The sequence below is a fragment of the Bradyrhizobium sp. USDA 4461 genome (assembly GCF_054055655.1).
In genome coordinates, this window is the sequence record NZ_JBSRXM010000001.1 from 4,156,105 (window position 1) to 4,177,134 (window position 21,030).

The following is a 21,030-nucleotide window of genomic DNA, read 5'->3' on the forward strand; positions in this document are numbered from 1 at the left end:
CATCAGCAAGTGTTGCAAAAGTCCCGGGTTTACGGGGCAGGTGAGTATCCAGAAGGCGAGCGAAAGCGAATCTTCCGATGACGCGTCGAAAATTATTTAGACGTCGCCAAAATCAGGGGCGCGTGCCATCCCTGAGATCAATCCGTGAGGCGCTTGGATTACTGCGCGGATGGCGACCGGCGTTTAGGGGACGCGATCTGGATACAGGCTCTTGTAGAGAACTGCAGGAACCAGTCGTTGTGATGCCAAGGGAGAAGTTCAAGCGGCGCACACCGCGAGACGAGAGTACCGAAGCACGACACTGGGGCGGATTGGCTCGTAGTAGTGATGAAGGTACTGTAATGGGACTGGAGCGAAGGGGCCGAGGCAAGTGGTTCCGCCCGCATGCAACTGTGATGAGCAGGAGGACATGATGGGTGTAACCGAACGCAAGCAGTACAATATCGACAAGCAAACAGTGATGAAGGCCTACCGATTGGTCAAAGCCAATGCGGGCTCAGCCGGCGTGGATAAGGTATCCTTGGAAGCTTTCGAGAAGGACTTGAAGGGCAACCTTTACAAGGTCTGGAATCGAATGTCTTCTGGCAGCTACTTTCCACCTGCTGTTCGGGCTGTCTCCATTCCCAAGAAGAACGGCGGACAACGCATTCTAGGCGTGCCGACAGTAGCAGATCGCGTGGCGCAGACGGTCGTCAAGCTGCAGATTGAACAAGCACTCGAGGAAATCTTCCTTCCCGATTCCTACGGCTACCGGCCCGGAAAATCCGCGCTGGACGCCGTTGGCGTCACCCGGCAACGGTGCTGGAAGATGGACTGGGTGCTGGAGTTCGACATCAAAGGCCTGTTCGACAATATCAGCCACGAGCTGCTCATGAAGGCCGTCAGGAAGCATGTGCAAGACGAATGGGCTCTGCTCTACATCGAACGCTGGCTAATAGCGCCGATGCAAGGCAGAGATGGAGCGATCACCGCTCGCGACCGGGGCACACCCCAAGGCGGCGTGATCAGTCCTGTCCTTGCCAATTTGTTCTTGCATTACGCGTTCGATACATGGATGGCGCGGAACTTCCCGCGGTCGCCATGGTGTCGATACGCAGACGACGGGCTCGTTCATTGCCGAACCAAGGCTGAAGCGGAAGCCATCAAGGCGGCGCTGCAAGCAAGGTTTGAGGAATGCGAACTCGAAATGCATCCCGACAAGACCAAGATCGTCTACTGCAAAGACAGCAACCGCCCGGGTAGCCATGCCAGTCAGTCATTTGACTTTCTGGGATTTACCTTTCGACCGCGCAGGGCAAGAAATCATCAGAAGAAGGAAAACTTCTGTACGTTCTCGCCAGCGGCCAGCAGGGCGGCGATGAAGTCTATGCGTGTGACGATCCGGCAGCTCCGGCTCAGGCTTCGCTCGCAGACGGAAGTCGACGCAATCGCCTTGGAACTGAATCCCATCCTTCGTGGATGGATGCAGTACTACGGCAGATATGGGCGGTCAGAAATGCACAACCTGTATCGATACGTCGACGAATCTCTAAACCGCTGGGCGCGACGCAAATACAAAGGGCTGAAGAATGGAAAAGTCAGAGCCTCCACCTGGCTCAGATTGATCCGCCGCCGCAGGCCGAAGCTGTTTGCTCATTGGGCGAGGTTGAGTTCTGCTTCGTTACTTGTTGAGAGCCGTATGACGTGAGAGCGTCACGTACGGTTCGGAGAGCGGCTCCGGGTGCAACTCCGGGGCCGACTCACCATGGCCAGGGCGCATGTCTGTTCACGAAGCGGTTGGAGCGCGGGCGCTTTTTGTGGCCATCGCTGGCGGACGGCGTTGTGACGATCAGCGCTGCACAACTATCCTATCTCCTGTCCGGAATTGACTGGCGGATGCCGCAGGCAACCTGGCGTCCACAGGCTTCCGGTTAAGCTGTGGCTCTTTGACTCACGGCAGGAATCCAGCGGGATTTTTTGCGGCGAATATGGTTGATTCGTCCTCGTGACGACGCCCACCGATCCGCTTCCCGCCGACCTGCGGCTGCGCATGCGATGATCATTGCGCAGCGCGAACAGCTGACACTGGCGAAGAGCGAAGTGACGGTCGGCCGGCTGGAAATCGAACGGCTGAAGCTGATGCTGGCCAAGGCACGGCGCGAGCAGTTCGGGCAATCCTCAGAGCGCGGCAAGCTGTGGTCGAACAGCTCGAGCTTGCCATCGAGGATCTTGAAGAGACCCAGGCCGAACAGGAAACCAAGGCCGAGATCGCCGCGCCGGAAGCCGCCAAACAGAAGCGCGCGCAATATCCACGGCCGCCGCGACGCCCCCTACCGGATAACCTGCTGGTCGAACGTATCGTCGAACCCATGCCTTGCGCATGTGGCAAGTGCGGCAGCGAGCGGCTGCACAAGCTCGGCGAGGTGGTCTCGAAGACCCTGGAATGCGAGCCGCGGCGCTGGAAGATTATCGAGCATGTCCGCGAGAAGTTCTCCTGCCGGGATTGCGAGGCGATCACCGAGGCGCCGGCGCCCTCCCATCCGATCCCGCGAGGCTTTGCCGGGCCGAACCTGCTGGCGATGGTGCTGGTCAACAAGTTCCTGCTGCACCAGCCATTGAACCGGCAGAGCAAGACCTATGCCCGCGAAGGGATCGAGATCGATGTCGCGACCCTGGCGGATCGGGTCGGCGCCTGCGTGGTAGCACTCGCTCCCATTATTGAGGCCATCCGGATCCACGTCATGAGCGCGGAACGCATCCACGCCGACGATAGTGTGCTGCAGAAGCACACAGAAAGGATGATCGAGATGATCTGAAAATCTGTGTGCGCAAGCTGTGGCAGCGATGAGGGTAGGCCCCTCGGGATCGACTTTCAGGAGTAGGTCTCAAATCACTTCAAGCGGCTTCGCTTAAGAGGCGCGGTCGTGAGCGTTGAAGCTAACGGTCGGGAATACCCGAACGGATAGGCGTCCGAGAGACGAATGAAAATGAACCCGCCGATGAACCGTCGTAACGTGGAAATCGTCGTCAAAACCAGAGGTGTGTCGTCCCTCTGGGATGAGCCCGCCGGAAGCCTGATGACCGGGCGGGCGGCGACCGGCGTTGAGGGGGCGTGAATCGGATGCAGGCGCTGCCGCGGAACTGCAGGAACCAGTCGCTCCGATGGAAAGGGAGAAGCACAAGCGGAGAAGACCGCGAGGCGAGATTACCGACGCGGAGCACTGGGACGGACCGATCCGTATTAGCGACGAAGGCTCGTAATGGGGCCGGAGCGAAGGGATCGGATCAGGTGGGCTGGCCATCGTCGCAACTGACAACAGGAGGACGACGGTGAACCAGCCGAGCAAACCGTTCAACATCGACAAGAGAGAGGTGTACGAAGCATATCTGCAGGTGCGATCCAATGGTGGCGCAGCCGGTGTCGACGGAGTGACGATTGAGCAGTTCGAGTCCGACTTGAAGAGTAATCTCTACAAGATTTGGAATCGAATGAGCTCAGGCGCTTATTTCCCGCCGCCTGTTCGCGCCGTCTCCATTCCAAAGAAGAGTGGGGGCCAAAGGATCCTCGGGGTGCCCACTGTGGCAGACCGCGTGGCACAGACGGTTGTCAAACAACTGATTGAGCCGGCTCTCGACGCAATCTTTCTGGCGGATTCTTACGGCTACAGACCCGGTAAATCGGCTCTCGATGCCGTAGGCGTGACGCGACAGCGGTGCTGGAAGTACGATTGGGTTCTGGAGTTCGACATCAAGGGACTGTTCGACAATATCGACCACGAGCTTCTGCTGCGGGCCGTCCGGAAACATGTTACGTGCGCATGGGCGCTGCTCTACATTGAAAGATGGCTGACAGCGCCGATGGTGCAAGAGGATGGAACGATAATCGAGCGAAGCCGCGGTACCCCACAAGGGGGCGTGGTGAGCCCGATCCTCGCCAACCTCTTCATGCACTATGCATTTGATCTCTGGATGGCACGGATGTTCCCCGATCTCAGGTGGTGTCGGTATGCGGATGACGGGTTGGTACATTGTCGGAATGAGATGGAGGCGCAAAGCGTTCGCGAAGCGCTCCAGGCTCGGCTGGCGGAGTGCCGCCTGGAATTGCATCCTACGAAGACGAGGATCGTCTACTGCAAGGATGATCGACGCCGAGGTAAAAGCGAGACGGTCATGTTTGACTTTCTCGGTTATTGCTTCCGGCCACGATCGGTCCTGGGGCCGCATTCGCAGAAGATGTTCTGTGGGTTCACCCCAGCGGTCAGCAAACCAGCGCTGAACGCCATGCGGGCGACGGTCCGAGGCTTGAAACTTCGCAGGCGAACCGAGGTGACGCTGGACGATATTGCTCGCGAGCTAAACCCGATGGTTAGGGGGTGGATCGCTTATTATGGGCAATACACGCGCTCAGCGCTTTATCCTTTGGCACGCTACATCAACCAGACGTTAGCGATTTGGCTGAAGCGAAAGTACAAGCGCTTCCATCACCGTTTAGGACGCGCGCGTCTCTTCCTGGAGAAGATCGCGCGTGAGAAGCGCAGGCTCTTTGTGCATTGGCAACTCGGCGATGGCGGCAAGCTTGCCTTGGGAGCCGGGTGAGGCGAGAGTCTCACGCCCGGTTCTGCGAGAGGTTGGAGGTGAAATCCCTCCGGCCTACTCACCCGATGGTGCCGGTACTGGCCAAGCTTAAGACGGTTACCGGCCGGATCTGGACCTATGTTCGCGATGACCGGCCGTTTGGCGGCACGGATCCGCCGGCGGCCTTGTTCTACTACTCACGCAACCGGGCTGGAGAGCATCTGCAAAGCCATCTTGCCGGCTCCGTCGGCCTTATGCAGGCCGACGCCTTTGATGGATATAACCAGCTCTACAAGGCCCAAAGGGAAGCCGGCTCCGATCCTTGAAGCGGCGTGTTGGAGCCACGGCCGCAGAAAGTTCTTCGACCTGGCGAAATCTGGAGGGGGCGCCGATTGCCAGCGAGGCGGTGCGGCGCATCGATATCACCTGTTCGAGATCGAGCGCACCATCAACGCCAAAACGCCGGAACAGCGGCTTGCGGCACGTCGTGATAAGTCGAGGCCGATCGTCGCCGATCTCGAAATCTGGATGCGCCAGCAGCGAACCTTGCTCTCATCAGGCAACGACACTGCAAAGGCGATCAACTACCTGCTCAACCGCTGGGCGGCGTTCACCCGCTTCCTGGACGATGGCCGCATCTGCCTCTCGAACAACGCTGCCGAACGAGCGTTACGCGGTGTGGCTGTCGGAAGACGAAATTGGACCTTCGCCGGTTCAGATGCTGGCGGCAATCGTGCCGCCGCTGTCTATACCCTGATCGAAACCTGCAAGATGAACGACGTTGATCCGCAAGCCTGGCTCGCTGACGTGTTGGCCAGGCTTCCAGATCACCCCCTCAACAGAGTCGCCGACCTGCTCCCGTGGAATTGGAAGGCGACCCAACAGTCCAAAGCGGCTGCTGCCTGAGGCGCCGCGGCAGACCGGCGCGACTGCCCGGGGTGCTGGCCGGATGCGTACCGAGCATCTCGACACGATGTCCAAAGACAGCATCATTTATTCCAAGACGGCTTCTACTCGCTCTCGACCAAAAATCGGATCATCGCGGTTCATGAACGAAACAATCGCAACTTGCGATGCTTCGGTTTGCGGTCCGGAAAATGCCTTGTCACGGGCGCGGTCATCTCCCGGCAGGTGGTCACGACGTGCTCTCCGTGCCTTCATGGGATTCGGCCTTGGAGCTCAGGAGCTAACGGTCGCCATCGAACTAGGCGTCGCAGGTCGGATTCAGTCGCTGCGCCGTGGCCTCGCGGCCCGTGCTGAGTGGCGTGGCAGTGCGCTAATTCTGCTCCTAAGCGATCCCGACGAATGCGCGACGCTTTGCGCGACCGCTCTCGCTCGTGGAGTGCCGCACGTCATCGCACTTGGTCGGGCAATCGATCGAATTATTCGATGAACGTCATCCCACTGTAGCGTTTTCGGTCTTGAAGCTCTGGTGCTTGTGCAACGACGTTGACGATCTCCTCGCCGCGCTTGCGCAAAATTCTATGCTGACAATGGGGAATTAAAGGCGGTGGCGTCCGTTTCAATCGAAAGCGTCAGCAAGAACTACGGCCAAACGTCTGTCTTGCGTCACGTTTCGTTGTCCGTGGCAGCTGGTGAGTTCCTGACGCTGTTGGGGCCGTCGGGATGCGGGAAATCGACATTGCTGCGGATTCTGGCGGGGCTTGAGATGCAGGACACCGGCTCGGTCTCGATTGGCGAGCGAGTTGTGGATGGATTGCGGCCGAAGCGGCGGGACATTGCAATGGTGTTCCAGTCCTACGCGCTCTATCCGCATATGACGGTCGCCTCCAACATGACCCTACCACTTCGGATGCGACGGCTCTCGGCCTTCCAGAGACTTCCTGTTCTCGGGCGCCTGCTGCCGGGGACCACACGAAATCGCCAATGAGATCGACGTGGAGGTCACCCGTACGGCCAAGGCACTCGGCATCGGCCATCTTCTGACCCGTAAGCCGGGCCAGCTCTCCGGCGGCCAGCGCCAACGTGTGGCGGTCGGTCGGGCGATGGTGCGTCATCCGGCTGTTTTCCTGATGGATGAGCCGCTGTCTAACCTCGACGCCAAGCTGCGGGTGCAGATGCGCGCCGAGATCAAAGAGCTGCACCAGCGGCTCGGGGGCACCTTCATCTATGTCACCCATGATCAGGCCGAGGCCATGACCCTGTCCGACCGGGTGGCGGTTATGCTCGACGGCGAGTTGTTGCAGGTTGCTCCGCCGCAGGAGATCTATGCCGATCCCAACGACCGGCGCGTCGCCGAATTCATCGGTTCGCCCAAGATCAATATGCTTGACGGCGTGGTGCGCGACCGCGGTCTCATTGACGTGGCCGGATCGACGCTCTCTATGGAAGTCGATGCGCCCGCCGGCGCGCCCCTTACTCTCGGTGTTCGCCCTGAGGCTTTTCATCTCGCTGACCACGGCGGGCAGGGCGCCCTGACCGGTTCTGTGCGCATGATCGAGCATATGGGCTCCGATCTCTTCGTCCATCTCGATCTGGCGGGCATCGATCATCCCTTGATCGCAAGGCTGTTGGCCGAACGGGCGCCTCATATCGCTCCCGCTCGGACCTTGCATCTCGCTGTCAGGCCGGACCGCGTGCTTCTCTTTACCCGCGATGGGCGACGGCTGCGCAAGGGGTTAGAAATCGGACACGCCTCGGTTACACCAATTCGGGAGATTGCCCGATGAGCGCGCCTGTTGCTGCTTCCGGCAGCTCCGGAGAGCTGCCCGCGATCACTCGCGTTGGAATACCCGCTTCGCGTGCCTTTGGGGAAGCGCTGGCGGCCTGGACCCTGGCAGGGCCCGCGGTTTTCTTTCTGCTCGTCCTCTTCCTCATGCCGGTGATCGGGGTCTTCGTCATTGCGCTCACCGATTGGCAGTTCGGGGCACATTCTCTCGCCTTTGTGGGCCTTGCCAACTTCCGCGAGGCCTTTTCCGACTCGGGTTTCAGGGCTTCGCTTCTCAACACCATCCTCTACGTTCTGATCGTTGTGCCGGGTACCCTTTTCTTCGGCCTTCTGATCGCGCTTCTCATTGAAAGCGAAAAATCCTGCCGCGCCTTTTATCGCGCCATCCACTTCCTGCCCTTCATGGCGACACTCACGGCCATGGCTGTCGCTTGGGAAGCAATGCTGCATCCAACGATCGGGCTCATCAACCCAACGCTTGCCGCGGTCGGACTGCCGACCGGCAACTGGCTGCGCGACGAGAATACGGTCCTGCCGGTACTCGCGGTCATCGGCATTTGGCAGAATCTGGGCTACGCCATGGTGTTGTTTCTCGCAGGCCTGAAGGGCATCCCGCAGGACCTTTACGATGCTGCCGATATCGACGGGGCTGATTTTTGGCTCGACCGAATGCGTACCGTCACGCTGCCCATGCTCGGACCTGTATCGATGTTCGTTGTCATCGTCGTGGCACTGAGGGCATTCGAGTCCTTTGACACCGTCAAAGTGCTCACCCAGGGCGGGCCGGGCCACGCCTCCGAAGTTCTGCTCTACACGCTCTATCGTGAGAGCTTCGAGTATCTTCGCGCCGGCTACGGCGCTGCCATTGCCGTGGTCTTTCTCGCCATCGTAGTGACGCTCACACTCGTTCAGGCGCGCGTCATGGACAGGAAGGTGCATTACCAATGAGCCACGCCACCCCGATCAGTCATTTACCTCCGCCAACCGCGATCCTTCGTCATGCTGCGCTGCTCACCACCGGGGCAGTCATTCTCGTGCCCTTCGTGTGGATGGTGTCGCTGTCGATCAAGCCGCCGGGCGAGATCTTCCGCGCGTTCTTCTCATTCTGGCCCGCGCAATTCTATGGCGTCGAGAACTACACGAAGGCGCTGACGGAAGCCCCGCTGCCGCGCTACATGGGCAACGGCCTAATTGTATGCGCTTTGATCCTGGCACTACAGATCCTGGTTTGCGTCCCTTGCGCCTATGCGCTCGCTAAGCTCCGGTTTCCCGGACGTGATCTGCTGTTCAGCGTAGTGCTAATCGGTCTGCTCCTGCCGCATCAGGTGCTCTCATTGCCGCTGTTCATCCTCGGCTACCAGCTCGGCATTCTCAATACCTATGCAGCGCTCATCTTTCCCTATGTCGTCTCGCCGTTCGGCATCTTCCTGTTTCGCCAATTCTTCAAGACCATCCCCGATGATGTGGTTCATGCCGCGCGGCTCGACGGTCTCTCCGAAGTCGCGATAGCCTGGAAGATCATGGTGCCGATGGCGCTGCCGGCTGTCATTGCGTTTGCGATCTTCTCGGTGGTCGGGCATTGGAATGACCTGTTCTGGCCACTGATCGCCGTTCGCGACCAGTCGCTCATGCCGCCGCCGCTCGGAATCATGTATTTCAAGAACGAGGAGGCCGGCAACGACTTTGGACCCCTCATGGCCGCATGCACTCTCGTGGTGTTGCCCCTCGTCATCGCCTTCCTCGCCGCACAGAAGTGGTTCGTTGAAGGAATGACCGGGGGCGCCGTCAAGTAATAGGCTAACGGAGTTTGAACGATGCTTTGCATCAAGTTTGCGGTAGGGCCCGTCGACACCTCTAACCACACTAACTCTGTGTCGCAGTCGGCAGGACAGCGTGACGAAACTCAGAAGGACACGGCCTTTGCCGGAGCCACCGGCGCACCTCGTAAGGCCATCAAAATCTTGATGTTGAGGCGATCGGTAATCGCTTTAGCAACATTGACAGTGGCGTGTGCGGTAGGTGCTCACAGTTTTGACTCGTGCTTAGCTGCGAGCAGCGAACTTCAGGGGGCGTCCGGGAGCGGACACACGATCGGTTTGGTCTTGTCCAACTCTGATTGGACAATGTCGCCGCTCAATGACGCGAAGGCACTATGCCCAGACGGCCCGGTGCATAATAATCGGGAGAATTGGGAAGCGCAGTTTCCATCCCGTTCTGCCCGGCAAGACCAGCTCAATAAGTGCTGGCGGATCGACAATCGTGGGCCCAATTGTGAAAATGGTTACTTCAACCCGGAGGCTGTGACCGATCCGCTGCCGTTTCGCGAAGTTCGAAGCATTGAGGCATACGGCCTCAATCTGGATGGCACTTTGGACGGCCGGGCTACGGCAACGACGTGCGACCACAAGAAATTTCGAAATTTGAAGACGGAAGAGAGAGTCGATAATCAACTTTTCAGGTTCTTCGGCTGCCACCGAAAATTGGTTGATAATCTCTTCAGCGAAGTGCGCACGAGAAAGGCTATTCGAACCGGAGTAGTAAATCGTCTGTTGCTCGAGATCTCGGGTGTGACCGACGAGCAGAACAGCCCGGATGTGGAAGTAAAACTATATCGTGGTTCAGATCAGTTGGTGGTTGACTCAGCTCTAAAGGTCGTTCCCTGGCAAAGCCAACGAGTCAGTGGAAAACCACTCTATCACGCCAAGGGCCGCATCGCTAATGGCCAGCTTGTCTCTGAACCTGCAGATGGTATTTGGCAGGAAACGTACATCCATAAGCAGCGTATGCGCGATATGAGGCTGCAGCTCTCGTTGACCGCCTCGGGCGCCGAAGGTATTCGAGCTGGCTATGTAGACCTCGATCAGGTCTGGGAATGGTACTCGCACTTTGGAATTGTTACGTCGGCAGGCGAAGTCTATCTGGCTAGCCCGTCATCGGCATATGCCGCTCTTCACCGGCTAGCCGATGGATACAAAGATCCAGAAACCGGCCAATGCACGGCGCTTTCCTCTGCTCGTAGGCTTGAATTCGTTCGGATCTTCGTCATCCATCCAGCCGAGGAGGTGGATCGATGAAGGTCGGAACAAGTCTGTGGACCGCTATAGCGATTGCGGTCATAGCCACAACAGCCACGGTCGGATATTGGGTGATTGAGCGTTCCGAGTCCAACCGGCCGCCAGAAGTCCCCGGCGGTTCTGCTTCGGTCCGACTGATTTCGGCTGATCAATATGTGACAGCAATCCACGACATTTTCGGCGAAGACATAAAGGTCGACGTCGCTTTCGCGCCACCGCAGCGATTGCAGGGGCTTCTGGCCCTCGGCGCATCAGCGGCCGCCATTACGCCGGGTGCGCTGGATCAATTCGAGCGCACAGCGCTCACGGTGGCGCAGCAAGTTATCGATGACCGGCACAGGAAATCATTTGTACCCTGTATGCCAATTTCGGTCGTTGACGCTGATCCTGCCTGTGCCAAGCAGTTTTTCATTCGCACCGGGCGATTCCTGTATCGGAGGCCTCTGACCGATGCCGAGGTAGAGACGCAAGTCGAGGCCGCAGGCAAAGGCGCCCGTCGGCTTGGCGATTTCTATGCCGGCTTGACCTACAGCTTGGCCGGTATGCTCACTTCCCCAAAATTCCTCTATTTTATCGAGGCGGCCGAGCCAGATCCGGAACATTCTAGTCAGCACCGTCTGACGAGCTATTCGAAGGCAACGCGTCTTAGCCTTTTTCTCTGGAATGCTCCGCCCGATGAAACCCTGCTCGATGCCGCCGAAAAGGGAGATCTGGACAACGCCGATGGGCTGAAGCGCCAGATCGACCGGATGCTCTCATCTCCACGCATCGAGAAAGGCATTCGAGCTTTCTTTTGGGATCTCTTAAGATTCGATCAGTTCGCTACGCTCGCGAAAGATCCCACAATCTTTCCTGGATTTACCATCCAAGTGGCACGCTCCGCCGAAGAGCAAATGCTGCGTCTGATTACCGATCAACTCATTAGGCGCAACGGCGATTATCGTGACCTGTTCACCCGCAATCTGACTTTCATCAACCCCACCCTCGGTCCCCTCTACAGAAGTCCCGCTTCAGATCCCGACGGTTGGACTCCCCATGAAGTATCGTCGGGAGAAAGCGCAGGGCTCCTGACATCGCCTGGCTTCCTTGCATTGTATTCGCACCCAGGGAAGAGCTCGCCCACGCGCCGCGGTCGTGCGGTCAGAGAGAATCTTCTGTGTCAACATGTACCGGACCCACCACCAGACGTAAGCTTTGAAGTCTTTGATGATGCCAATCGCCACTTCAAAACCGCCCGCGACCGGCTGGATGCGCATAGGACTAATCCTGTGTGCGCCGGGTGTCACAAGATCACGGATCCGATTGGGCTCGCCTTGGAGAACTTCGATGGCGCTGGAGCGTACCGCAAGACGGAGGGAGACGCGCCCATTGATGTTACCGGTGAACTGGACGGAAGATCCTTTGTCGACGTGTCTGGGTTTGGCCAAGCAGTTCATGACAATCCCGCGCTTGTCTCGTGCTTGGTGAACAGATTGTACAGCTACGGCGTCGGACGGCCGGCCAGCGCAGCGGACCGCCCGTGGCTCGACTATGAGGCCAACCGGTTCGGCTCAGAAGGCTATCGCTTGATTGCACTCCTGAGAGATATCACAAGCAGTAAGGCCTTTTACGCCGTCTCAGTCGACTCCGACACGCACCGCGACGCGCAAGAAGCTCGAGTTGATCGCTAGGAGGATTGGCATGTCCAAGAGAATCGATCGCAGGCAAGTCTTGAGAGGTATGATTGGCGGCGCTGCAGTGACCGTCGGTATGCCGTTTCTGGAATGCTTCCTGAATAATAGCGGCACCGCCCTCGCCAATGGGCGTCCCTTGCCGGTGCGCTTCGGCACATGGTTTTGGGGGCTCGGCATGAACAAGGAGATCTTTGTACCCGAAAGAACCGGGCCGAACTTCGACTTGAAGGAGGAACTCGCGGCGATCCGGCCCGTCAGAGACCATATAAATCTCTTTACCGGGTATCGTACTTTTACAGATGGCCGACCTTCTCTCTGTCACTATACGGGCTGGGTAGCCCTCCGTTGTGGTCAAGCGCCTACCGACAGGACGTCCGTTCCCGGAGAGAGCCTCGACGTAACGATTTCCGACGCTATTGGTGGCAGCACGCGATTCCGGTCACTGGAGATGACGGCGACCGGCAATCGTCAGCACAGCTATAGCTTCCGCAATGCGCAAGCTTACAATCCGCCGGAAATTTCCCCCCTGGCCTTCTACCAGCGGATTTTCGGGCCTGAATTCCAAGACCCCAATTCTCCAGTATTTCATCCGAACCCACGCCTCATGGTGCGCGAAAGCGTGCTGTCGGCTGTCCTCGAAGACAGCGCTTCGTTGAAACGAAACTTAGGCGCCACCGATCGTGCGCGACTTGACCAATACTTCACATCGCTTCGTGACCTCGAACAACGCCTGGCGCTTCAGCTTGAAAAGCCACCGCCGGCGCCCGCCTGTCGTGTGCCGCCCGCGCCAACTGACGTTGCGTTGATCGGCGAGGACGCTGATTTGGTTGGTCAACGGCATCGTCTCATGACTGACATTCTGGTGGCGGCGCTTTCGTGCGATCAGACCCGCGTATTCAATATGGCTTATTCCGAGAGCTTCGCGGCGACGACCAAGAGGGGAGTGCCGAACTCCCACCACGCTGTGACCCATGAAGAGCACTTGAATGGACAAGGTTATCAGTCGACCCATTCCTGGTTCATTCGCCAGGCGATGGAGGAGTGGGCCTATTTTGTTGGTGCGCTCTCGAGCGTCCGTGAAGGTGACAGAACGCTTCTGGACAATGTTTTAGTGTTCGCCCACAGCGACCATGAGAGGGCGCAGATCCATTCCATGGATGGGATTCCCATGATGACCGCAGGCAGAGCTGGCGGTCGGATGAAATCCGGGATTCACGTGGCCGCCGGCGCGGAAGATGTTGGTACGCAGATTGGGCTGACGGTCATGCGGGCCATGGGCCTTCAGAAGAGCGAATGGGGCTTTGGATCAATGAAGACCACCAAAGTCGTCGAGGAGGTTCTTCAGGCATGACAGTCAAGACTGGCATTTCCGTTGTTGCAGCCTTGCTGCTGCTATTGCGGTCGGCGGCTGGCGCTTCCCAATTCGAGTTAGCAGTCCCGCCGGGCGTCAATATCCGATTGACAGACGAGGGCCCCATTTTTGTCAGCGCCAACGGCATGGCGCTCTATTCTTTCAACCATGATGCGAACGAGCTTTTTCCTCTTGAGTCTTGCACGAACGAGATTCAAGCAGAGATTATGCGCACGGCATCCGATAATTTTACTAACGATTCCGAGAATCTTGATGCGGATTTCGCGATCAAGACGCCGGACAGTCAAACACGCCGTACCTGCGGCCAAAAGCGCCCCCCATTGCTGGCACCCTCAGACGCCCAGCCTGTCGGAAAATGGACAATTGTCCAACGCGCAGACGGCACAAGGCAATGGGCATACGAGGGCGCTCCGCTCTACATGTCGATCAAGGACAAGTTTCCCGGGGACGTGAACGGAAATATGCGAGGTGTTATCACTGAGGAGGTTTACCCGTGGAAAGTCGCCTCCGCGCCACTCGCAGGCGCACCGCCCAGGGTCACAGTCCAAAAAACAGCACTTGGCCAGGCCTTGGCTGACGCCTCTGGAAAAGTTCTCTACTACGCCGACTCCAATGAGACTATTGGAGATCCACACCTGTGGCGCCCCTTCGTTTCGCCTGCTCTTGCAACGAGCGACGGTCTCAAAGAGTGGACAATTGTCACACGACCAAGCATGAGGCAGTGGGCATACAAGGGAAAGTTGCTTTATACCTATGCAAGAGACGCAGACGTTGCGAAGGAGTCCCAAGAGTTTCGCGATATCTTCGGCGATCTCTACGGAAGGGCACCCAAGGGTTGGCAAGTGGCGGTGTTGAAGGAACCTCCTCAACATCCACCTGCAGTCACCATCAGGACGATCCCTAATGTAGAGGCGTCTGGTATGCCGCAGGGGAGCCTCGATCAGGAAGTTTATGCCGATTCACAAGGCAAAACACTTTATACGATCCATTGCGTCGACAAGACAGCCGATCGCTTAGATTGCGACGATACTGGCGACAGTCCGCTCTACTGGACCAGTTTCTGCGGTGGTGAAGACCGCTGCGCCAAGATATGGCATCCGCTCATCGCAATGGCAGGAAAATCGGAAATCAATAATATCTGGTCTGTAATCTCGATCAATCCACGGCACCCCTGGCGCGAAATCGAAAAGGGTACTCAAGGGATAGACGTCTGGGCATATAGGGGGAGGCCAGTCTTTACTTATGAAGGAGACCAGCATCCAGGTGAATGCAACGGGTGCGGTAACAATAATTCACATCAGGGGAGCTGGATGAAATCCGCCCCGATTGTAGCCTATGAGGCTCCGCAAGAGATGCGCAAGCATTCTGAGAATCCGTAAAGACTGGGAAAGCAAAACGATGCAACCTGAGAAGGTTTCGCGCCGGGGAGTCCTGTGCCGAGCGGCCACGCTCTCCATGCTCAGCGCAATGTCTATGCTTATCGCCTGCAAGAAGGACACGACGGCACAGGTTTGTACGGATCCAACGGCAACAAGTGCGGAGAAGGCGTTGCGTGACGGGCAGCATTACGTCGACCGATCGCCTGATCAGAGTAAGACCTGCAGTGGATGTTCTTTTTTTGCGACAGTGGACGATCGAACCAATTGCGGTCACTGCCAGATCTTTAATGGCTCCGCCAATCCAAACGGCCACTGCGACGCTTGGGCCGCGAAGACATGAAGCGCGTTAAATTCGCCATAGGCCGCCTTCAAGCGCTTGCTGTAGCGATTCTCATTGGAGCTCTCACGCCTCCGGGTTTCAGCCAGGAGATCGCTATGCCTGAAGCAAGACTATCCCTCGCCGAAGAATCGGAATTCTCGGTACAGGGGCGATACTTAGCGGCCGCTGGGAACTGCATTAGTTGCCATACTGCGGGTGATGGCGAACCGTTCGCAGGCAACGTTCCATTTCAAACGCCCTTTGGCACGATCTATTCCTCGAACATAACCCCGGATCCGGATACGGGGATTGGCCGCTGGACCAAGGAGCAGTTTGTTCGCGCGATGCGCGAAGGCATTCGCGCTGATGGCGCGCACCTCTATCCGGCATTCCCATATCCGGCTTTCACAATTCTATCCGACGAAGACTTGGATGCACTCTGGGCCTATCTTCGTAGTCTTCCGGCTGTGCGGCACACTGTTCGCGCGAATGAGTTACGATTTCCGTTTAACCAGCGATCGATGATGGCGGTTTGGAACCGTCTGTTCTTCACGCCGGGCCGTTGGCACTCAGACCCCAACGAATCTCAAGAATGGAATAGAGGAGCTTACCTGGTTCGAGGATTGGGGCATTGCGGCGCATGTCACACACCACGTAACAGCTTCGGGGCCGAGAAGGCTGAGCTCGCGTTAACAGGTGGTCTCTATAGCGACTGGGTCCGGCCCGGCGAGATGCGACTTTGGTCAGCTCCCAATCTCACTGGCGCTAAGGATGGTCTCGCGTCATGGCAGACGAGCGATCTTGAAAGGTACCTAAAATCAGGGCACAGCTCTCGCGCAGGCATCTTCGGTCCAATGAACGAAGTCGTTGGCAACAGTACCCAGCACCTTAGCACGGCGGACATTCACGCCATGGCGGTTTACTTGAAAGCTCTTGCGCCTGCCGGCCAAACCCCAACGTCGCCCTCTGCAGTTCAAGCCTCAGCCGGTCAGCTTGTTTATATGTTGCGCTGCGCGACCTGTCATCTGCCGGACGGATTGGGCAATGTCACGACGGGCCCTCCGTTAGTTGGGAATCCGATAGTTCAGACCCGCGACCCGGCCACCCTAATCAACATCATTCTCTATGGCGCCCGGCCGGCACCATTCCCACAGCCGTCCTGGAAGTCTATGGACGGCCTTGCAAGCGAGCTGGACGATACAGAGATAGCCAACCTGAGCAACTATCTAAGAAGAAGCTGGGGAAATGTGGGCTCGCCGGTGACGCCTGCTGATGTCGCCCGGCAGAGATAAGACTTGTGGCTAATTGATCAACTTCTTCACGGCCGGCGAGCAGCGATGGTTGGACAGATCGCCACCTAATTCGGAAGGGGATGCCCGCACAGCGCTTACGCTCCTTCCGCGCGGCACGGCCCCGGATCTCCTTCTCAATCGCACAGAATGTGGCGATGTGCTTCAGCGCCTCGCTCGCGATCGGAGCGGGGCCCGCGGTCGCGAGTTCGTAGAAGTTGCCGCATGCGCACCCAGCAGAAGGCGAGCTCGACCGTATGCGTCGTTCCGCTCCCACCCAGCCGGTCCGCCGTCGCCGCGGCGTTTTTGCCGCGCCGAGCAATGGCGGCCATGCCTGCTCTCGCATCAAGGTGCTCGCTAACAGCCTAAATCATCGTCCGGATCGATAGGGCTGCTGATGCTCCGATGCTAAAGAGCAAGATCGCGATATACATTGGACGAGCCGGTGCTCGGACACGAATTGACGAAACATGCAACGTAGCGAGGGCAGCGAACGAGCTGAGAACCAACCATGAGAACAATGGCTGATTCACGAGAGGCTGTATCAGTACGAGCATGGCAAGGAGCGGAACGTCGTAAGATAGCGGCACACCTGTAAAAGAACGATCTGCTGATAACCCAACGATGCTAAAGTGGCTCAAGCGGAGCGCGCCTGCTAGCAGCTGCATTGTACCGACGGTGGCAGACAGAGCCGTAACACCGTTCAACTGCAGTACTGCGATGCAGGGGAACACGGCGCCGTATATAAGATCAGAGAATCCGTCCAAGCTCTTGCCCATCTCACCGACTATTCTCGACCGGCCTCTGGTACGACGTGCGACAATTCCGTCAAGGTGATCGGCGAGCATCGCCCAGAGAGCAACTGCAACGGCAACTTCAATGCGGCCGTCCATAGCGAGGGATAACGCAACCCCCGACAAAATCACACCAAACGCTGTGATAGCATTTGCCGGGTCAAACAAGTATCGAAGCATGATCAATACCCGCGTCAGTCATCATACCATAAGCGTACCTAGCCGTTGGGTGTTGCTCGGATGGCGAACAAGCTGTTGGCGAAACGAAGATCCTCGGCGCTATCGATCTCGCACCATCGTAGATCGTCGCAGCGCATCGCTGCGAGCTGTAGCCCGCGGCGCTCCACCAGATACGCCAAAAGCTCCTCGGTATAGGCTTGAGTGGCTCCCGACCCGACGATCTCGTTGAGCGCGGGGACAATCGTCGTGCGGAGCGACGATGCTGAGAGACGAAACAAATTCATTGTCTTGAAAAGCTTGGGGCGGCCAGGCAACAGGTCGGCGCCGGACTGTTTCATGCGAAAACCTGAGACAAATCCGCGGTCTGAAACCAGTACTGCAGATCCCTGCATTGTTGCCTTGAAGGGCGCAACTGCTGCAACGTCACGAGCCTCGCCCCGAGTAAGATAGTGCAGGGCGTCCTCCTCGAAGAAGACATCGCCCTCCAGGAGGTATATGTCGCCGCATAGGAGTGCGTCGCGAGCTAACCAGAGGGAATATGCGCTACCGGTGCGGTCGAATACAGAAGACTCGACGTAGTTAATTTTGAGTTCGCCGAAGCGAGCGCCACAGGCATATTGAATAGCGTCCTTTCGGTAGCCGACGACGATCGACACGTCTTGCACGCCTACCGCCTGCAAATGCCGTAGAGCGTTGTGAAGTATCGGTGTTCCATTGACCTCTATCAGCGGTTTTGGTCGTAGATCGGTCAGTGGTCGCAAGCGTGAGCCCAAGCCGGCGGCGAGAACGATGGCCGTTTTAGGAGCGGTATCAGCCATCGGGGTCTCCTTGGTCGTCGTGGATGCCGCGTCGGCAATTCGAGTTGAGAGCTTCCACGAGCAGCCTGAGATTGATCTCGGCTCTTTTTCATGGAACTGTAGGGGAGATGTTCCGAACGCGCAGGCGTCGGTGTCGCGGTGAAGCTCAGGATGGTTGGTATCGCTTAGCCATCTCCGAAAGCAAATCGGAGCGGCCCCTGAAGACGCCTCGCGCCTCGACTACGAGACAATGTCGAGATTAGCCTGTCTCCGGCTTCCCGTCCGCGAGCTCGCTGCGAGATCGCCCTTACGAGGCAGCAACTGAGTAGGAGCGGGAGTCTGCAGTAATGTATAACTGGGCGCCGTAAGAGCTGCGCGCCGTAAGAGCTGCCGCCGGACTATTTGATGGTATGGCAATGGTGAATCATTGATTCGCGCGTAGTGGAAGGTGGGCGGTTTCATGGCGAAAACCCTTTTCGTGCGCTGTTGCGTGGATGAAACCTGCTATTTTAGCTCAGTGTGATGGGGCAGATATCGCGCTTCCGCATTGGCGAGTTCGTTGTACTTAAAAAGTTCGAAGACCTCGTCGAGCGTCGCAATGCTGGGCTCAATGCTGGCAGTATTCTCCTCAGCGATGATACGACTGCAGACCTGTCGCATTGCCGCTATTGCAGCTCGCATGGAGTGGTTGGCCCAAATCACTGTGGAAATGCGAGCTCTGCGATATGCCGAGACCGGGGTTCGATAGTACTTCGTTGGAACGATGACGACCGGTAACTTGTTCTGCCAAGCACGCGTGAACGCGAAGATCTCGTCCGCGGCGGTTCTTCGCGAGTGAATGAGGATCGCATCAGATCCCGCGTCCGCGTATGCGTTGGCACGGGAGATAGCTTCGTCGAGTTCATGTCCGGCAATCAACGATTCGATACGGGCCACAAGGATCAGATCGTCCGCGACTGTGTCCTTCACGGCGCGCAGGCGGCCGGAGAACTCGTCGATGTCAGCAAGCGGATGCCGATCGCCAACGAACGAGTTCATCTTCGGAAAACAACTGTCTTCGAGCGCAACGCCGGCAGCGCCACATTGACGGAGTTTGCGGGCCAACAGACGAGCGTTATTGAAGTTACCGAAGCCGCCATCTCCATCGACCAGAACTGGCAACTGGCTTGAGTCCACAATTCGCCCGACGATGTCGACGACTTGGCTCCAGGATGCTTCATTGGCGTCCCGGTAACCCAGAGAGCAGGCAATCGACAGGCCCGATGCCCAAAGGCCCTTGAAGCCCGCGCGCCCGGCGATCGCGGCGGAGAGGCCATCGTGCGCTTCCATGAGAAACGAGAGCTCATCACTGGAGCAGACCTGGGCGCGCATCATTTCGGCAAATGATGGGTTGGCGGACCGGGGATGGCCGCTGGCGGGGACAGAAGGTGACGGGGCCTGCATGCCGAATCCTTGTGCGCTTGACCGGCTGACGTTTGTCACTGAACGTGACTGTGTCTGTCATCTGGATCAATGACGAGCGTTGGTAGTTGACTGGCTCCCGGATGGCAGACATCGCCGGAGATCGCAGGAACGGCCAAGCCCTCTATCTCCACATCTCCGGTCGTTGTTGCCGGCCTCTGCTATCCGGGCTGCCAGCGGCTCTGATGTCGGGCGTGCAACATGCTGTCCGACCCATGACACGTTCGATCGAGCAAACGGTATTACAATCAGGCTTTCTGAATTGGCATGAGGTTTGATCGACGCATGTCAGCCGGTAAGCCAGCCGCATAGGAGTGGTGTGGTGGCTTTCAGCATCATCGACTCACGGTACACAGCCCGGGGGCACGAAGTCGATTGTTCCGACGACGCGACAGATCGCAACGCGCATATGGTTTTGCCAGCATGATTGATTACTGGATCGTAGTCCGCGACAATATCGCTGCGCGTTCGCGCCACGGCGCCGCGCCCGTGCCTGGTCCTCTACCTGCCGGCAATAATGTTCGAGAGGCCGCCATCTTCAAACGGCTCGAGGCCGAGGTTCGGCGTATGGATCTGGACGGACCGGCTGCGGTTGACTGGAGCAAGGTCAATACTTTGTCGCTCAACATCCTGTCGAACCGGTCAAAAGACATTCTGGTCGCCTCCTGGGCCACCTATGGCTTGTTTCGAGCCGAGGGTTATGAGGGTCTTGCCATCGGCCTCGGCGTCCTTCGCGGCTTGGTGGAGGCGCACTGGGAGGGGTTATTTCCGCCGGTCACGAGGGGTGATGCGCGGGCCGCAGCGATCGACTGGCTCCTTCGTCTCGGGCCGGCGCTGGCCACGATCGAGCCGACTGAAGCTGACGCTTCGGGAGTGATTGCCGCCGGTGACGCGCTCGATGGTCTGGCTCGCGCACTCGGGGGAAAGCTGGTCAATGGGCAGTTCACCTTGGACGTTTTGTTCCGTGCACTGCAATCGTATTACGAACGCGCCACCACTCGCATCAGTGCCATGTCGGGTCCCAATGGCGGTTGCTCCACCTACATTCCCGGCTGAGCGGCTTGAGCAGCAGCACCAACGTAGCGCTATCCCTGGCGCCGGTTGTGATTGGCATGTCTTCATGGACCACATGCTTATTCTTGCAGGAAAGATGAGAGTCCCGCCTGGCCGGATCTCTGCGGTGAGTGCAATATCGGCGTCGCCGCGCGATCGTCGCATCCGATCGGCTTTGTTGCCGGCGTGTCAGGATTCGAAGTTTCGCAAGCGTCACCCTGACCCGTTGGGCGCGCCAGCTGGCCGTTCAGCGCGTTGGAGCAATCGCAATCACTGCAACACGCGTGCCCAAAAGGGAAGAGTGACGGTGTGAGAAGCGGACGTGTGTCCTTTCCATCGCAAAAGTTGATCGTTCCATCGCATAAGTGCGTCCAGTGTGGAATATCTAAATGAGTG

Annotated in this window: 17 protein-coding genes and 3 pseudogenes; 16 read left to right on the plus strand and 4 right to left on the minus strand. The window is 58.0% G+C overall.

Features of this window, described 5'->3' with window-relative positions; all coding sequences use genetic code 11:
* Nucleotides 1-412: 412 nt before the first annotated feature.
* From ltrA (ACVINW_RS19300) to ACVINW_RS19370, 15 genes and pseudogenes are all read left to right on the plus strand, one after another.
* The gene (ltrA, locus tag ACVINW_RS19300; protein WP_456752750.1) at nt 413-1,687 is read left to right on the plus strand and encodes a group II intron reverse transcriptase/maturase; all 1,275 of its coding nucleotides are present in this window, start codon (nt 413-415) and stop codon (nt 1,685-1,687) included.
* Complete coding sequence (tnpB, locus tag ACVINW_RS19305) at nt 1,684-1,914, plus strand: IS66 family insertion sequence element accessory protein TnpB (RefSeq protein ID WP_456752751.1); 231 nt, start codon at nt 1,684-1,686, stop codon at nt 1,912-1,914. Before ltrA (ACVINW_RS19300) ends, tnpB begins: the two co-directional genes overlap by 4 nt.
* A gap of 70 nt (nt 1,915-1,984) precedes the next feature.
* Nucleotides 1,985-2,759 (plus strand): annotated as a pseudogene (locus ACVINW_RS19310) (IS66 family transposase); the annotation flags it as partial.
* Between the two features lie 201 nt (nt 2,760-2,960).
* Nucleotides 2,961-3,095, plus strand: coding sequence for a hypothetical protein (locus tag ACVINW_RS19315; RefSeq protein ID WP_256436599.1), 135 nt, complete (start codon nt 2,961-2,963; stop codon nt 3,093-3,095).
* A gap of 214 nt (nt 3,096-3,309) precedes the next feature.
* On the plus strand, nt 3,310-4,575 hold the full coding sequence (ltrA, locus tag ACVINW_RS19320; RefSeq protein ID WP_456752752.1) for a group II intron reverse transcriptase/maturase: 1,266 nt from the start codon (nt 3,310-3,312) through the stop codon (nt 4,573-4,575).
* A gap of 38 nt (nt 4,576-4,613) precedes the next feature.
* A complete protein-coding gene (locus tag ACVINW_RS19325; RefSeq protein ID WP_456752753.1) occupies nt 4,614-4,880 on the plus strand; it encodes an IS66 family transposase in 267 nt (88 codons plus the stop codon).
* Nucleotides 4,828-5,460, plus strand: a complete 633-nt coding sequence (gene tnpC, locus ACVINW_RS19330) for an IS66 family transposase (protein WP_456752754.1) — start codon at nt 4,828-4,830, stop codon at nt 5,458-5,460. The genes ACVINW_RS19325 and tnpC overlap by 53 nt, the downstream gene beginning before the upstream one ends.
* 604 nt (nt 5,461-6,064) lie before the next feature.
* Nucleotides 6,065-7,244, plus strand: a pseudogene (locus ACVINW_RS19335) (ABC transporter ATP-binding protein).
* Complete coding sequence (locus ACVINW_RS19340; RefSeq protein WP_456752755.1) at nt 7,241-8,191, plus strand: carbohydrate ABC transporter permease; 951 nt, start codon at nt 7,241-7,243, stop codon at nt 8,189-8,191. The pseudogene ACVINW_RS19335 and the gene ACVINW_RS19340 overlap by 4 nt, the downstream one beginning before the upstream one ends.
* On the plus strand, nt 8,188-9,036 hold the full coding sequence (locus ACVINW_RS19345) for a carbohydrate ABC transporter permease (protein WP_456752756.1): 849 nt from the start codon (nt 8,188-8,190) through the stop codon (nt 9,034-9,036). The genes ACVINW_RS19340 and ACVINW_RS19345 overlap by 4 nt, the downstream gene beginning before the upstream one ends.
* A 330-nt stretch (nt 9,037-9,366) precedes the next feature.
* Complete coding sequence (locus ACVINW_RS19350; RefSeq protein ID WP_456752757.1) at nt 9,367-10,317, plus strand: hypothetical protein; 951 nt, start codon at nt 9,367-9,369, stop codon at nt 10,315-10,317.
* Complete coding sequence (locus ACVINW_RS19355; protein ID WP_456752758.1) at nt 10,314-11,987, plus strand: DUF1592 domain-containing protein; 1,674 nt, start codon at nt 10,314-10,316, stop codon at nt 11,985-11,987. The genes ACVINW_RS19350 and ACVINW_RS19355 overlap by 4 nt, the downstream gene beginning before the upstream one ends.
* A gap of 10 nt (nt 11,988-11,997) precedes the next feature.
* Nucleotides 11,998-13,341 carry a DUF1552 domain-containing protein gene (locus ACVINW_RS19360; RefSeq protein WP_456752759.1) on the plus strand — a complete coding sequence of 448 codons (1,344 nt, stop codon included), beginning with the start codon at nt 11,998-12,000 and terminating at the stop codon, nt 13,339-13,341.
* Nucleotides 13,338-14,741: a hypothetical protein gene (locus tag ACVINW_RS19365; RefSeq protein WP_456752760.1), complete on the plus strand. Its 1,404-nt coding sequence runs from the start codon at nt 13,338-13,340 to the stop codon at nt 14,739-14,741. The genes ACVINW_RS19360 and ACVINW_RS19365 overlap by 4 nt, the downstream gene beginning before the upstream one ends.
* A 435-nt stretch (nt 14,742-15,176) precedes the next feature.
* Nucleotides 15,177-16,352 carry a cytochrome c gene (locus tag ACVINW_RS19370; protein WP_456752761.1) on the plus strand — a complete coding sequence of 392 codons (1,176 nt, stop codon included), beginning with the start codon at nt 15,177-15,179 and terminating at the stop codon, nt 16,350-16,352.
* 97 nt (nt 16,353-16,449) lie between these two features.
* Here ACVINW_RS19370 and ACVINW_RS19375 read toward each other — a convergent pair.
* From ACVINW_RS19375 to aepX, 4 genes and pseudogenes are all read right to left on the minus strand, one after another.
* Nucleotides 16,450-16,603, minus strand: a pseudogene (locus ACVINW_RS19375) (IS66 family transposase); the annotation flags it as partial.
* 111 nt (nt 16,604-16,714) lie between these two features.
* Complete coding sequence (locus ACVINW_RS19380) at nt 16,715-17,323, minus strand: CDP-alcohol phosphatidyltransferase family protein (protein WP_456752762.1); 609 nt, start codon at nt 17,321-17,323, stop codon at nt 16,715-16,717.
* A 38-nt stretch (nt 17,324-17,361) separates the two neighbouring features.
* On the minus strand, nt 17,362-18,141 hold the full coding sequence (locus tag ACVINW_RS19385) for a phosphocholine cytidylyltransferase family protein (protein ID WP_456752763.1): 780 nt from the start codon (nt 18,139-18,141) through the stop codon (nt 17,362-17,364).
* A 483-nt stretch (nt 18,142-18,624) separates the two neighbouring features.
* A complete protein-coding gene (gene aepX, locus ACVINW_RS19390; RefSeq protein ID WP_456756443.1) occupies nt 18,625-19,494 on the minus strand; it encodes a phosphoenolpyruvate mutase in 870 nt (289 codons plus the stop codon).
* A gap of 510 nt (nt 19,495-20,004) precedes the next feature.
* Between aepX and ACVINW_RS19395 the strand changes: the two genes are divergently transcribed.
* On the plus strand, nt 20,005-20,637 hold the full coding sequence (locus ACVINW_RS19395; RefSeq protein ID WP_456752764.1) for a type VI secretion system ImpA family N-terminal domain-containing protein: 633 nt from the start codon (nt 20,005-20,007) through the stop codon (nt 20,635-20,637).
* Nucleotides 20,638-21,030 lie beyond the last annotated feature (393 nt).

Bases quoted from the DNA above. Each gene is read 5' to 3' on its own strand.
- ACVINW_RS19360 (WP_456752759.1), top strand. From the start codon at position 11,998: ATGTCCAAGAGAATCGATCGCAGGCAAGTCTTGAGAGGTATGATTGGC.
- ACVINW_RS19315 (WP_256436599.1), top strand. From the start codon at position 2,961: ATGAAAATGAACCCGCCGATGAACCGTCGTAACGTGGAAATCGTCGTC.
- ACVINW_RS19345 (WP_456752756.1), top strand. From the start codon at position 8,188: ATGAGCCACGCCACCCCGATCAGTCATTTACCTCCGCCAACCGCGATC.
- tnpC (WP_456752754.1), top strand. From the start codon at position 4,828: ATGGATATAACCAGCTCTACAAGGCCCAAAGGGAAGCCGGCTCCGATC.
- ACVINW_RS19395 (WP_456752764.1), top strand. From the start codon at position 20,005: ATGATTGATTACTGGATCGTAGTCCGCGACAATATCGCTGCGCGTTCG.
- ACVINW_RS19365 (WP_456752760.1), top strand. From the start codon at position 13,338: ATGACAGTCAAGACTGGCATTTCCGTTGTTGCAGCCTTGCTGCTGCTA.
- ACVINW_RS19380 (WP_456752762.1), bottom strand. From the start codon at position 17,323: ATGCTTCGATACTTGTTTGACCCGGCAAATGCTATCACAGCGTTTGGT.
- ACVINW_RS19340 (WP_456752755.1), top strand. From the start codon at position 7,241: ATGAGCGCGCCTGTTGCTGCTTCCGGCAGCTCCGGAGAGCTGCCCGCG.
- aepX (WP_456756443.1), bottom strand. From the start codon at position 19,494: ATGATGCGCGCCCAGGTCTGCTCCAGTGATGAGCTCTCGTTTCTCATG.
- ACVINW_RS19370 (WP_456752761.1), top strand. From the start codon at position 15,177: ATGCCTGAAGCAAGACTATCCCTCGCCGAAGAATCGGAATTCTCGGTA.
- ACVINW_RS19350 (WP_456752757.1), top strand. From the start codon at position 9,367: ATGTCGCCGCTCAATGACGCGAAGGCACTATGCCCAGACGGCCCGGTG.
- ACVINW_RS19355 (WP_456752758.1), top strand. From the start codon at position 10,314: ATGAAGGTCGGAACAAGTCTGTGGACCGCTATAGCGATTGCGGTCATA.
- ACVINW_RS19385 (WP_456752763.1), bottom strand. From the start codon at position 18,141: ATGGCTGATACCGCTCCTAAAACGGCCATCGTTCTCGCCGCCGGCTTG.
- ltrA (WP_456752750.1), top strand. From the start codon at position 413: ATGGGTGTAACCGAACGCAAGCAGTACAATATCGACAAGCAAACAGTG.